Source organism: Shinella granuli (assembly GCF_004341885.1).
In the GTDB taxonomy this organism is placed as follows: Bacteria; Pseudomonadota; Alphaproteobacteria; order Rhizobiales; family Rhizobiaceae; genus Shinella; species Shinella granuli.
Genome location: NZ_SLVX01000056.1, coordinates 1 through 11,713 on the forward strand (window position 1 = coordinate 1; position 11,713 = coordinate 11,713).

15 protein-coding genes are annotated in these 11,713 nt (G+C 61.4%); 12 read left to right on the plus strand and 3 right to left on the minus strand.

The window, feature by feature from the left end; genetic code table 11:
• The 10 genes from EV665_RS31215 to EV665_RS31260 all read left to right on the plus strand — a co-directional run.
• The coding region (locus tag EV665_RS31215) for a tyrosine-type recombinase/integrase (RefSeq protein WP_133037154.1) at window positions 1–1,193 on the plus strand (1,193 nt) is incomplete at its 5' end.
• On the plus strand, window positions 1,190–2,110 hold the full coding sequence (locus EV665_RS31220; RefSeq protein WP_133037155.1) for a tyrosine-type recombinase/integrase: 921 nt from the start codon (window positions 1,190–1,192) through the stop codon (window positions 2,108–2,110). The genes EV665_RS31215 and EV665_RS31220, both read left to right, overlap by 4 nt.
• Window positions 2,107–3,102, plus strand: coding sequence for a tyrosine-type recombinase/integrase (locus EV665_RS31225; RefSeq protein WP_133037156.1), 996 nt, complete (start codon window positions 2,107–2,109; stop codon window positions 3,100–3,102). Before EV665_RS31220 ends, EV665_RS31225 begins: the two co-directional genes overlap by 4 nt.
• A gap of 93 nt (window positions 3,103–3,195) precedes the next feature.
• Window positions 3,196–3,549, plus strand: coding sequence for an ArsR/SmtB family transcription factor (locus EV665_RS31230; protein WP_133037157.1), 354 nt, complete (start codon window positions 3,196–3,198; stop codon window positions 3,547–3,549).
• Window positions 3,546–3,986 carry an arsenic resistance N-acetyltransferase ArsN2 gene (gene arsN2, locus EV665_RS31235; RefSeq protein WP_133037158.1) on the plus strand — a complete coding sequence of 147 codons (441 nt, stop codon included), beginning with the start codon at window positions 3,546–3,548 and terminating at the stop codon, window positions 3,984–3,986. The genes EV665_RS31230 and arsN2 overlap by 4 nt, the downstream gene beginning before the upstream one ends.
• 15 nt (window positions 3,987–4,001) lie before the next feature.
• The gene (locus EV665_RS31240) at window positions 4,002–4,529 is read left to right on the plus strand and encodes an arsenate reductase ArsC (RefSeq protein ID WP_133037159.1); all 528 of its coding nucleotides are present in this window, start codon (window positions 4,002–4,004) and stop codon (window positions 4,527–4,529) included.
• Window positions 4,529–5,587, plus strand: a complete 1,059-nt coding sequence (gene arsB, locus EV665_RS31245) for an ACR3 family arsenite efflux transporter (protein ID WP_133037160.1) — start codon at window positions 4,529–4,531, stop codon at window positions 5,585–5,587. Before EV665_RS31240 ends, arsB begins: the two co-directional genes overlap by 1 nt.
• Before the next feature lie 2 nt (window positions 5,588–5,589).
• Window positions 5,590–6,012, plus strand: coding sequence for an arsenate reductase (glutaredoxin) (gene arsC, locus EV665_RS31250; RefSeq protein WP_133037161.1), 423 nt, complete (start codon window positions 5,590–5,592; stop codon window positions 6,010–6,012).
• Window positions 5,969–6,715 carry an arsenical resistance protein ArsH gene (arsH, locus tag EV665_RS31255; protein ID WP_162853231.1) on the plus strand — a complete coding sequence of 249 codons (747 nt, stop codon included), beginning with the start codon at window positions 5,969–5,971 and terminating at the stop codon, window positions 6,713–6,715. The genes arsC and arsH overlap by 44 nt, the downstream gene beginning before the upstream one ends.
• A gap of 338 nt (window positions 6,716–7,053) precedes the next feature.
• Window positions 7,054–8,082 carry a DMT family transporter gene (locus EV665_RS31260; protein ID WP_133037162.1) on the plus strand — a complete coding sequence of 343 codons (1,029 nt, stop codon included), beginning with the start codon at window positions 7,054–7,056 and terminating at the stop codon, window positions 8,080–8,082.
• A gap of 35 nt (window positions 8,083–8,117) precedes the next feature.
• On the opposite strand, the gene arsK is transcribed toward EV665_RS31260, so the two are convergent.
• Entirely contained in the window at window positions 8,118–9,362 is a 1,245-nt protein-coding gene (gene arsK / locus EV665_RS31265; protein ID WP_133037163.1) for an arsenite efflux MFS transporter ArsK, read from the minus strand.
• Window positions 9,328–9,696 (minus strand): ArsR/SmtB family transcription factor, encoded by a 369-nt coding sequence (locus tag EV665_RS31270; protein WP_133037164.1) that lies wholly within the window; start codon window positions 9,694–9,696, stop codon window positions 9,328–9,330. The genes arsK and EV665_RS31270 overlap by 35 nt, the downstream gene beginning before the upstream one ends.
• 43 nt (window positions 9,697–9,739) lie before the next feature.
• Here EV665_RS31270 and EV665_RS31275 point away from each other — a divergent pair, with 43 nt between their 5' ends.
• Complete coding sequence (locus EV665_RS31275; RefSeq protein WP_133037165.1) at window positions 9,740–10,258, plus strand: DUF6428 family protein; 519 nt, start codon at window positions 9,740–9,742, stop codon at window positions 10,256–10,258.
• A 15-nt stretch (window positions 10,259–10,273) separates the two neighbouring features.
• Here the strand turns inward: EV665_RS31275 and EV665_RS31280 are convergent, their stop codons facing one another.
• Window positions 10,274–10,555, minus strand: coding sequence for an HIT family protein (locus tag EV665_RS31280; RefSeq protein ID WP_162853232.1), 282 nt, complete (start codon window positions 10,553–10,555; stop codon window positions 10,274–10,276).
• A 133-nt stretch (window positions 10,556–10,688) separates the two neighbouring features.
• On the opposite strand from EV665_RS31280, the gene EV665_RS31285 reads away from it, so the two are divergent.
• The gene (locus EV665_RS31285; RefSeq protein WP_133037167.1) at window positions 10,689–11,492 is read left to right on the plus strand and encodes a sulfite exporter TauE/SafE family protein; all 804 of its coding nucleotides are present in this window, start codon (window positions 10,689–10,691) and stop codon (window positions 11,490–11,492) included.
• Window positions 11,493–11,713 lie beyond the last annotated feature (221 nt).

Here is an 11,713-nt window from a genome sequence, read left to right on the forward strand (position 1 = left end):
GTCGCTTTGCGATGCGAAAAGACCGCACGGAATTTCCGCTCGATCGTCAGCTTCGCCGCCGGCCTATGCTTGCTCAAATTCGTCCACACGCCCTAAGGGTGATCAGCGCATTTCTCGTCTGGAAGAACGACGGTGGCGAAAGCGATCCGCAGCGCCTCGACTATCACGATATCGATAAGTTCGTCGACGAGAGTGCTGCTGCAGGCACGCTGCGGAACGGCGAGCGTCGTGCCCTCCGACGCTTGCAGAATGACTTGCTGAATGCTGGCGTTCTATCTCGGCCTCCCGTGCCGGATGATCCAATCGGCGACACGTTAGCCTCATATGCGGGAAGCCTGCGCCGCAGGGGCTATGCGATGCGATCGATCGCATCGCATATCTGGTTCGGCCGCCAGTTCCTAGAATCAACCTGGGAGAAGCACGCTGGCATTTCTCAAATCACGCACAATGACGTTCGCAAGTACCTTGCCGATCGTTTCGATGGCTATAGTAGTGCGACGGCGAACATAATGTGCTCGCGGTTGCGCGGCCTACTTCGGTTTCTGCAAACGGTTGGACTTATAGAGGAAGATCTCGCCTCTGCCATTCCTGGCGTGAGGGACCTCCGCCTGAGAACGCTGCCGACATTCATGACACCCGATCAGCTGCAGCACGTCTTGATGACGTGTGATCGATCGACCGTTGCCGGCCGTCGGGATTATGCAATCCTGTTATTGCTTGCTCGTCTTGGACTCCGCGCCGGCGAGGCGGCATTACTCACGCTGGACGATATTGATTGGCGAGCGGGGTTGCTCCGCGTGAAGGGAAAGGGCGGGAGGATCGCATCCATGCCCCTCCCGCAGGATGTTGGAGAGGCGATCTCCGACTACATTCTGCGCGGACGCCCGTCGTCGGGCAGCCGAACCATCTTTCATAGGGTTGAGACGCCAAATACCCCTTTCCGGTCCGCCTCGACGGTATCCCTTATCGCTGGGCGGGCGCTGAAGCGCGCTGGGATTTCGGGATTGCGATCACGCTATGCGCATGTGTTCAGGCACACATTCGCGACCATCGCGATACGATCAGGAGCCAGCCTGACGGAAGTCGGCCAAGTGCTTCGCCACAAAGAACCCGACACGACGCGGATTTACGCAAAGGTAGATATGGAGGGGCTTCGTTCCCTGTCGCGGCCTTGGATGGGGACACTGCTATGACAGATCTGAAGAACGCCCTTGAACAATACCTGTCCTTGCGACGCTCTCTCGGATACCATTTGACGACCCAGGAGAGGCGCCTTCGCAACTTTGTCGAATATGCTCGGGTGTGCGGCGAACCATACATTACATCGAAGCTTGCGGTGGAATGGGCAGGTCATCAATGCGGCCCGGCAAGCTGGTCTTCGCGCCTGTCAACGATCCGTTCCTTTGCGCGCCACGTCGCGGTGGTCGAGCCAAGGACGGAAGTTCCACCATCCGGGATTTTCCCGCCTCAGCGTCGACCGCGTCCCTATATCTATTCGGACGACCAGATTTCCGACCTTCTCGCGACGATGCTCGTCTTGTATCCGAAGAGCTTGCGAGGTCGAACCCTCCACTGCTTCTTCGGTTTGATCGCATCATCCGGTCTGCGTTTTTCGGAGGCCTTCCTGCTTGAGCGAGACGATGTGGATCTCAATGCCGGCGTTTTGACGATCCGGCAGACCAAGTTCGGAAAGAGCCGAATAGTGCCTCTGCACCCGACCACGACGGAAGTTCTCGCCCGCTACGCGACGGAACGTGATGTCAGCCCAGCGCGGCGGGCCGGCAGGCTCTTCTTTACAGGCGTTTATGGCCGCGCCCTTAACCATTGGAATACCTGTGATGCCTTCGTCACCTGGACGCGGAAGGCCGGATTGCGTGCGCCGGACTCGCGGCAGGGGCCACGGATTCACGATCTTCGGCATACCTTCGCGGTGCGCGCCCTGTTGAACTGGTATGAACAGGGGGAAGATGTCGCGCGGAGGTTGCCCGAGCTTTCGACGTATCTGGGACACACGCATGTTCGGGATACCTATTGGTATTTGTCGGCCCATCCGGCTCTGCTCAATCACGCGAAGCTGCTGCTCGAAGCAAGCTGGGAGGCGACTGCATGACCAATCCTCTTCCCCGCCTGATCGAACGCTTCTTCACCCAGCGCCTTATGCGCCAGCGGAACGCCAGCCCGCATACGATCGCCTCCTATCGCGACACCTTCAAGCTTTTCTTGAAGTTTGCGCATCGCCGGACCGGCGTTGCCCCTTCGGACCTTCGCCTCGATGCGTTCGATGCCGACCTCGTGGTCGCCTTCCTTGACGATCTCGATTTGGAGCGTCGCGCCAGCCCCACGACCCATAATCTCAGGCTCACCGCCATCCGGGCATTTTTCCGCTTCCTGGCATTTGAAGAGCCAACCTATGGCGGACAGATCCAACGGGTTCTCGCCATCCCCGGCAAGATCGGCTCGAAGCGGGAAGTTCAATATCTGGTCCGAACCGAGATCGAAGCCATCCTTGCGGCTCCCGACCGTCGTTCATGGATCGGCCGCCGCGATCACGCCCTGCTGCTAACAGCCGTGCAGACCGGGTTGCGGCTCTCCGAACTTGTGGGCCTTGACCGCAGCGCCGTCACACTTGGCGCTGGCGGTCGAATCCGATGTTTCGGGAAGGGGCGGAAAGAACGCATTACGCCAATCACCAAGCTTTTGAACGGCGCGCTCAAAAATTGGATGGAGGAATCGCAAAGGACGAACAGCGACGTACTCTTTCCGACCGTGCATGGTGCTCGGATGAGCGCTGATGCAGTGCAGTATCTCTTGGCGAAGTACGTGGCGAAAGCAGCGGAGCGGTGCCCTTCGCTACGAGCCAAGCGCATTTCCCCGCACGTCCTCCGACATAGCGCCGCCATGGAACTATTGGGCGCAGGCGTCGATACGACGGTGATATCGTTGTGGCTTGGACACGAGTCTACGCGCTCGACCCAGCCATATCTTCATGCCCATCTTGCCATCAAGGAAGCGGCGCTCGCAAAGGTACAGCCGTTCGAAGGGACAGCTTACCGCCGGTTCAAGGCGGATGACACTCTGCTGTCGTTCCTCGACCAGCTCTGAACATCTGTCCCGAATGATGTCGTGGCGTAAGCCGCGGCATCAATTCATCGCCAGCCGGATTGACATCAGCAACATATCCGATATTCTGGATATATGGATAGTAACACTGCAATCGCGGCGCTTGGCGCCTTGGCCCAGACCACGCGGCTGGAAACCTTCCGGCTTCTCGTTCGGCACGAGCCCGACGGCATTCCGGCCGGCGAACTGGCCCGCCTCATCGACGTGCCGCAGAACACGATGTCGGCGCATCTCGCGACGCTTTCGCGGGCAGGCCTGGTCACGAGCGAGCGGCAGAGCCGATCGATCATTTATCGCGCCGACCTCAACGGCCTGCGTGAGCTGACGCTATTCCTGCTGAAGGACTGCTGCGGCGGATCGACGGAGCTTTGCGCCCCGCTGATCGCCGAATTGGCGCCCTGCTGCAGCCCGGAGGCGAAGGTGTCATGAGCACCATCAGGCTGGAGCAGATCACAGGCAGCGATGCTGACCTCAAGGCGGCGTTGACGGACGCCCATCTGCCTACTGATGACATCGAGGATAGCGGCCGGACGTTCTTCAAGGCGCTGTCAGCGGATGGCCAGATCGTTGGCTTCTCCGGCGTCGAGCGCTGCGATGGCGATTACCTCCTCCGTTCAGTCGTCTTGCATCCGGATCGACGCGGAACCGGCCTCGGCAAAGCCGTCGTCGAGGTGACGGTGGCGAGTCTCGACCCTGGCGGCGGCGTCTTCCTCGCAACGACGAGCGCGGCTTCCTTCTTCGCGAGCATCGGATTTTCTGAAGTGCCGCGGGACAGCGTGCCTGCTGCGGTGCTGGCGACACGCCAGCTTTCCTCCATCTGCCCATCATCGGCGACCATTATGAAGCTTATCAAGCCGCCGACCTAACCACGGACCACGACCATGACCGACAAGACCTACAACGTGCTGTTCCTCTGCACGGGCAATTCCGCTCGCTCTATTCTCGCCGAATCCATCCTCAACAAGGAAGGCGGCGGACAGTTCAAAGCCTTCTCGGCAGGCAGCCAGCCGAAGGGCGAGGTCAACCCGCATGCCCTGAAGGAACTGGAGGCACTCGGCTATCCATCGACGGGCTTCTCGTCGAAGAGCTGGGATGTGTTCGCGGAGCCCGGTGCTCCACAGATGGATTTCATCTTCACGGTCTGCGACAGCGCCGCCGGCGAGGCCTGCCCGGTCTGGATCGGCCATCCGATGACGGCCCATTGGGGCGTCGAGGACCCGGCAGCCGCCGTCGGATCGGACGTCGAGATCCAACGTGCTTTCGCCCAGGCCGCCCGCTTCCTCAAGAACCGTATCACGGCCTTCATCAACCTCCCGCTTGCCTCGATCGATCGCATGGCGCTGCAGACCAGGCTCCGCCAGATCGGTGCGATGGAGGGTACGACCAGCCCCGAAGGAAAGTCCGCCTGATGTCCACCTTCGAACGCTATCTCACCATCTGGGTCTTCCTTTGCATCATCGTCGGCGTGGCCCTTGGCCATTTAATGCCCGGTCTCTTCCAGATCATCGGCGCGGCCGAGATCGCCAAGGTGAACATCCCTGTCGCGATCCTGATCTGGCTGATGATCATCCCGATGCTGCTGAAGATCGATTTCCGCTCGCTGGCGCAGGTCGGCACTTACTGGCGCGGCATCGGCGTGACCCTGTTCATCAATTGGGCGGTCAAGCCGTTCTCCATGGCGCTGCTCGGCTGGCTGTTCATCGGCTGGCTGTTCCGACCCTATTTGCCTGCCGACCAGATCGACTCCTACATCGCGGGCCTGATCATCCTGGCCGCCGCGCCCTGCACGGCCATGGTGTTCGTCTGGAGCAACCTGACGCGCGGCGAGCCGCTGTTCACCCTCTCGCAGGTCGCGTTGAACGATGCGATCATGGTCGTCGCCTTCGCCCCCATCGTCGGCCTGCTGCTAGGCCTCTCCGCCATCACCGTGCCGTGGGACACGCTCGTTCTCTCCGTCGCCCTCTATATCGTCGTACCCGTCATCATCGCGCAGCTCATCCGCCGGCGGCTCACCGCAGACGGAACGACGCGCGCACTCGATGGCATGCTCGCAAAGCTCCAGCCGGTCTCGCTGTTGGCGCTCCTCGCGACGCTGGTTCTCCTCTTCTCCTTCCAGGGCGAGCAGATCATCGCCCAGCCCGCCGTCATCGGCTTGCTCGCCGTGCCGATCCTGATCCAGGTCTATTTCAACTCCGGGCTTGCCTATCTCCTGAACCGAATGACCGGCGAACGGCATTGCGTTGCCGGCCCCTCGGCCCTGATCGGCGCCAGCAACTTCTTCGAACTCGCGGTCGCGGCCGCCATCAGTCTGTTCGGCTTCCAGTCCGGTGCAGCACTCGCAACCGTCGTCGGCGTGCTGATCGAGGTTCCAGTGATGCTGTCGGTCGTGTGGATCGTGAACCGCTCGAAGGATTGGTACGACGCTGCCCCCGCCGTTTCCCGAACCACCGTTACCGAGAGGCACTGACCATGGACGCCACCATCTACCATAACCCCGCCTGCGGGACGTCCCGCAACACATTGGCGCTGATCCGCGCGGCCGGGATCGAGCCTGTTATCGTCGAGTATTTGCAGGAGCCGCCAACGCGCGATCAGCTCGCAACGATGATTGCGGATGCTGGATTGACGGTCAGGGAAGCCATTCGCGAGAAGGGCACGCCCTATGCAGATCTTGGTCTCGACAACCCCGACCTGACCGATGACCAGTTGCTCGATGCGATGGTCGCGACGCCGACCCTCATCAACCGTCCCTTCGTCGTGACCCCGCTCGGCACGAGGCTGGCCCGCCCGTCCGAGGCCGTGCTCGCCATCCTGCCCGACACCTTCAAGGGGCCGTTCTTCAAGGAGGATGGCGAACAGGTTCTCGACCAGGAAGGAAAGCGCATTGCCTGACACGTTCCCCGCTTTGCAGGATCAGCACCTTCGCACGACCGACATCGATGCCCTGCGCCCTTCGTTCTCGACGCACAAGCCCCGTATCCTGATCCTGTACGGCTCGCTGCGCGAGGTGTCGTATAGTCGTCTGCTCGCCTTCGAGGTCCGCCGGCTGCTCGAACGCCTTGGATGCGAGGTTCGTATCTTTGACCCGAAGGGCCTGCCGCTGCCTGACGAAGCGCCGGTGAGCCATCCGAAGGTGCAGGAGCTGCGCGAGCTTTCGCAATGGTCGGAAGGCCAGGTCTGGGTGAGCCCGGAACGTCATGGCGCGATGACCGGCATCATTAAGTCCCAGATCGACTGGATTCCGCTCTCGGTCGGATCGGTTCGGCCGACGCAGGGCAAGACGCTCGCGGTGATGGAGGTCTCGGGCGGGAGCCAGTCCTTCAACGCGGTGAACCAGATGCGCATCCTCGGCCGCTGGATGCGGATGATCACCATTCCGAACCAGTCCTCGGTCGCCAAGGCCTATCAGGAATTCGACACCGACGGTCGGATGAAGCCTTCCTCCTATTACGACCGTGTGGTCGACGTCTGCGAGGAGCTGGTGAAGTTCACCCTCCTCACGCGCGATGCTTCCGCCTATCTCACCGACCGCTACAGTGAGCGCAAGGAACAGGCGGCCGAGCTTGAGAAGCGGGTATCGCTAAGGTCGATCTAGCCCGGCCTTCGGCCGTCCCGTCGCCAACGACAGTGTTGAATGAACCAAGACTGTTCGTAGCGATCCGTGGTCGGGAGCCATCGGTCTATATGATGCGCTCTCTGGGATAAGGGAAACGTCAACGCAGCCATCGCCGCGTGGTGTTCGAGCACAGGGCAGCGTGATATAAGAGGGAACCGGGTCGATTAAATTCGACCCGCTGGGCATGCAACAACGACGGATATCCAAGGCGATATGAGCAAGCGTCCCCAAAGACTGCCTTCATACGATCGGTGTGACGACGACGCCTAGCTCTCGGCGGTCCACCACCTTCGTTTGAACCTTCTTTGGAGATAGTTATGTCCTCGCTTTCGCCTCGTGTGGCGATTGTAGGGGCGTGTTTGTGCTGGGCTCTTGGTACGATTCTCAGCAAGACACTCCTCTCGTCGTTTCCACCTGTCACAATTCTTGTTTTTCAGCTCGTGCCGAGCGTCATCGCACTTTGGCTGGCGGTTGCTTTCACCAAGCCGGATATTCCAGCCACCCGTTTGCTGTTGCCTATCGGCTTGCTCGGCCTTCTCAATCCCGGATGGGCCTACACATTCAGCATGTTCGGCCTTTCCCAGACGAGTGCGAGTGTCACGGCCTTGCTCTGGGCCTTCGAGCCTATTCTCATCCTCGGCCTTGCCTGGATATTTCTCAGGGAACGAATTGATCGCCAACTCGTCGGCCTGGTGGCTCTAGCGACGTGCGGGATTTTGCTGGTCAGCGGCGTCTGGAGTAGCGAGCCGTCTTCAGCCGTGAAGCTGGGGACAGCTCTGATTCTGGCGGGCGTGCTTTGCTGCGCGATTTACACGGTCCTCGCGCGCAATCTCATCGCCGATCCGCTCTTCACGGTCGCCGTCCAGCAGACCGTGGCTCTCGGCTGGATGCTCGCAATCTGGCCGCTTGAACTGTCCCGGGTCGATCTATCGGGCGCAGCCGCCGTACCGGTCCAGGACATCGCTACGATCATTCTCTCGGGACTGCTCTACTATGCGCTTGCCTATTGGCTCTATCTGTACGCGCTCCGGTCGATGCGGGCGAGCGTTGCCGGCAGCTTCTTCAACCTCATTCCGGTGTTCGGGGTCATCGGGTCGTTCCTTTTCCTGGGCGAGCGCCTCACCACCCTGCAATGGTTGGGAGCCGCGCTGATCATCGGCGTGGCGATGGTGGTTCTGCGGCGGGATGCGGATGAACTTCCTATCGAGGAAGCCCAAAGCATGGGTGCCTCGCAACGATCCCAACCCCTGTCGATGCTCGACGAACACCAACTTGATGATATCGGACTGACTCGGAAACAAGCATCCGAGGTCGACAAAAGGAGTCTTGCTCGACAAAAGCCGTGAAGCGGCCAGGCATCGACGATGCCCGTTGGTTGCGGTCAAATTGACGGGCTCGGTGTGGCGACGAGGCTCCGCTTCGTCGCCATCGCCACCGCGACAAACGCCGCAACGCCGATCGAGCCGAGCGCGGCGCTCAAGACGAGTGACGCGCCTATGCCGAACTGCTCCATCGTCGCTGCGAAGGCGAACGGCGCAGCCGCGCCGGCGGCCAGTCGTGAGGCGGCCATCTTGCCGGTGAGCGCACCGTATCCGTCCGAACCGAACAGGTAGAGCGGCAAGCTGCCCTGCGCGATGCTGTTGATGCCCGACCCAAGGCCGAGGCAAATCGAGAAGGCAACCGCACCGGGGAGCCAGTTGCCGGACAGCGCCAAGATGACGACGCTCAGCACCATGAAGACGGCGGAGAGAACCGCAAGACCGGGCGGCGCGAGCCGCGTGCCGAAGATCATGTTGATCAGTCGGCTGAGAACCTGCGCCGGGCCGAACAGCGAGCCGATGACGACAGCGGCGCTTCCGAATCCAAGCGCACCGAGCATCGGCACCATATGGGCGAGCATGGCTCCAAGCGTGAAGCCGAGCAGCGCGAATGCTGCCGAGACGGCAAGGACAGCGCCGCGGCGGCGCTCGCGAGGAATGGCCCCAACGACGGGCTCGCGCATCGGCCTCATTCCGCCGGCGGCTGCGACCTTTCCCTTTCGCACGATCCAGAGGTGGAACGGCATGCAGACAAGAAGGTTAAGCCCGGCATAGACGAGGTAGATTTCCCGCCAGGACAGATAGCCGAGCAGCGCCGTGGCAATCGGCCAGAAGATCGTTGAGGCGAATCCTGCGATCAGCGTGAGATAGGTGATGCTCCGTGATGCGGAGCGGGGATCGGCTTCCACCAGTGCCGCGAACGCGGCCTGATACTGGACCATGCCGGACGATATCTCTAACAGGACAATGGCCAACGCGAAGACTGCCACCGACGGCGACCAGGCGCACAAGATCAAGGTCAGCGCGGACAACGCCGAGCCGATCGCCATTACCGTTGCCGCGCCAATGCGATCCATCTGCCGCCCTATGTACGGCGCTGACAGCCCGCCAACGAACAGCGAGGCCGAGAAGACGGCAAAGACCTGTGCGACGGTAATACCAAGATCCGCCGCCATGCCGGGCGCCAGGATGCTGAAGCTATAGTAGAGGGTGCCGTAGCCGATAATCTGGGTCAGGCCGAGCGCGGCGACGATGCCAACGGGAACGTTCGGATTACGCAACGACGTCGCCCTCGCTCTGGTCAGCATCCGTCTTGCAGCATCCCTCGGATCGCTCCACGCCCTCGCGGACCATCGGGTGGCCGGCGCAGCAGTCCTCCATGAGGAATTTCACGAGATCGGCCAGCGCATCGTAGCTGGCGCTGTAGACGATCGAGCGGGATTCCCGTCGCTGCGCGATGAGGCCAGAGCGCTCCAACTCCTTCAGGTGGAAGGACACATTCGAGGGCGAGACGCCCATGCGCTCGGCGATCAGGCCGGCGGCCAACCCATCCGGTCCGGCGACCACAAGGGTTCGGACGATAGCGAGGCGGGTTTCCTGCGACAGGGCCGCGAATGAGGTGAGGGCTTGACGTTCGTCCATATTTCAATAATCCTTGAATCATTGAACAATAGGAGTAGCGCACATGAACGCGACCGACAAGGCTGTTTCGTCCGATATCACGCTTGGCCAGCTCATTGATGGACTGGCGACCGCGCCAGACGCGCCGCTGGTGTTTCTCTACGAAGGTCAGCCGGTGAAGGCGGGCTACCATGTCACCGAGGTCAAAGCGGGCGCATTCTCGGCACTCGACTGCGGCGCCAATCCAGAAGCCTGGTCGGAGATGTTCATTCAGCTCTGGGATATCGACGAAGACGGCCGAGACCACATGCCGGCGGCGAAGTTCTCCGCGATCATCCGCAAGGTCTCCGACCACGTCCGGCTTGATCCGGCGGCCAAGCTCACCTTCGAGGTCAGCGACGGAAGCCGGCCGATGGCGCTCTATTGCGCGTCGTTGCCGCGCCTGGCTGGAGACCGGTTCGAGGTGGCACTCGCCGCACGGCCATCGAGCTGCAAGCCGCGCGATCGTTGGCTGGCCGAGAAGGCCATAGCCGCGGACTCCTGCTGCGGACCTGCGGCACCCAGCACAAAGTGCTGTGCCTGAGTGGCGCGTCTGCGGTCATCTCAGGGAATCGCGGATGCCGAGGCCAGACTTGGCATCCTGTTCATATCGGCACACGACATGCATATGCGCATGGAAGATGTGCTGGCCACCAGTTGCCCCGACGTTCCATCCGATCGTAAATCCATCGGGCTGGAATTGATCGAGCCGGCGTTTCGCCTCCACCAGCATCTCACCAAGGTCGGACCATTCTTCCGGGTTGAACTCGAATGGCGTCTCGACATGGCGGAAGGGAATGATCATCGCGGATGGGTTCGGCAAAGTCGGCTTCAGCATCATGTACTGCGATCGATTGCTCGCCGCGGGCTCACCTCCGGCCAGTCCATTCGCAAGACACCACCGACAATTTTCCACACTTCCGCCTGCCATACCGCCTGTCCAACCTCGTGATATCTATACATACATATCGCCCATGACTGACACCGCCAATACATCGCTCTCCCGCCACCCTGCCTCTGCTTTCAGCGGAGGCGCGATTATTGGCGCCCTCGGAGGGCTCATTGGTCTCGGCGGCGCGGAGTTCCGCCTGCCGATCCTGATCGGGTTCTTCAACTTCGCGGCTCTTGAAGCGGTCATCCTCAACAAGGCGATGAGCCTCGTCGTCGTCGCGACCGCGCTCCCCTTTCGGGCGGGCACGGTGCCCTTCAGCGCCATCGCCGACAACTGGTCGATCGTGCTCAACCTTCTCGCGGGAAGCCTGATCGGCGCCTGGGTCGGCGCGGGCTGGGCGACAAAGCTGCGGTCGGAAACGCTCTATAAGGTCATCGCCATCATGCTCGTGGCGATCGCGATCGTCCTGGTGTTCGGGCACGATGCGGCAGCCGGCCAACCGCTATTGACTGGCGTCAGCCAGCTCGTCGCAGGTGTTGTCGCAGGCTTCATCATCGGCATCGTAGCGTCACTGCTGGGAGTCGCGGGAGGCGAACTACTGATCCCGACGCTGGTCCTCCTCTTTGGAGCGGACATCAAGCTCGCTGGCAGCCTTTCGCTTGCCGTAAGCCTGCCAACCATGCTGGTCGGATTCACCCGCTATAGCCGTGATCAGAGCTTCTCTGTCATTGGCCGCAACAAGGCTTTTCTCCTGATCATGGCTGCCGGTTCGATCGTCGGCACGTTCGTCGGCGGCCTGCTGCTCGGCATCGTGCCGAACGCGGTGCTGCTGCCAGCGCTGGCGATCATCCTCCTGATATCCGCTGTGAAGGTGTGGCGGCACTAGAGGCATCGATTGCTGCGACTATGCCGAGCCTCCGGTCCTGACCTACTTGAAATCTCGGGCTTTGGGGAACGGGTTCGGCATAGTCTCAGGCTCGGGATAAGTACAATTATGCCGAGCTCGGCATAAGGGGACGTAGATGTCGCGCGCGGGCGCCGCCGCCTTCGGCCGTTCGCGCGGATCCGGTGCGCCATTGCCGCGCGCGAACTCGTCGCCCCGACCAT

Coding starts and splice junctions, on each gene's coding strand:
- EV665_RS31225 (WP_133037156.1), top strand. CDS start 2,107: ATGACCAATCCTCTTCCCCGCCTGATCGAACGCTTCTTCACCCAGCGC.
- EV665_RS31230 (WP_133037157.1), top strand. CDS start 3,196: ATGGATAGTAACACTGCAATCGCGGCGCTTGGCGCCTTGGCCCAGACC.
- EV665_RS31285 (WP_133037167.1), top strand. CDS start 10,689: ATGACTGACACCGCCAATACATCGCTCTCCCGCCACCCTGCCTCTGCT.
- arsK (WP_133037163.1), bottom strand. CDS start 9,362: ATGCTGACCAGAGCGAGGGCGACGTCGTTGCGTAATCCGAACGTTCCC.
- arsH (WP_162853231.1), top strand. CDS start 5,969: ATGGCGAACAGGTTCTCGACCAGGAAGGAAAGCGCATTGCCTGACACG.
- EV665_RS31240 (WP_133037159.1), top strand. CDS start 4,002: ATGACCGACAAGACCTACAACGTGCTGTTCCTCTGCACGGGCAATTCC.
- arsC (WP_133037161.1), top strand. CDS start 5,590: ATGGACGCCACCATCTACCATAACCCCGCCTGCGGGACGTCCCGCAAC.
- EV665_RS31275 (WP_133037165.1), top strand. CDS start 9,740: ATGAACGCGACCGACAAGGCTGTTTCGTCCGATATCACGCTTGGCCAG.
- EV665_RS31260 (WP_133037162.1), top strand. CDS start 7,054: ATGTCCTCGCTTTCGCCTCGTGTGGCGATTGTAGGGGCGTGTTTGTGC.
- EV665_RS31280 (WP_162853232.1), bottom strand. CDS start 10,555: ATGATGCTGAAGCCGACTTTGCCGAACCCATCCGCGATGATCATTCCC.
- EV665_RS31270 (WP_133037164.1), bottom strand. CDS start 9,696: ATGGACGAACGTCAAGCCCTCACCTCATTCGCGGCCCTGTCGCAGGAA.
- arsN2 (WP_133037158.1), top strand. CDS start 3,546: ATGAGCACCATCAGGCTGGAGCAGATCACAGGCAGCGATGCTGACCTC.
- EV665_RS31220 (WP_133037155.1), top strand. CDS start 1,190: ATGACAGATCTGAAGAACGCCCTTGAACAATACCTGTCCTTGCGACGC.
- arsB (WP_133037160.1), top strand. CDS start 4,529: ATGTCCACCTTCGAACGCTATCTCACCATCTGGGTCTTCCTTTGCATC.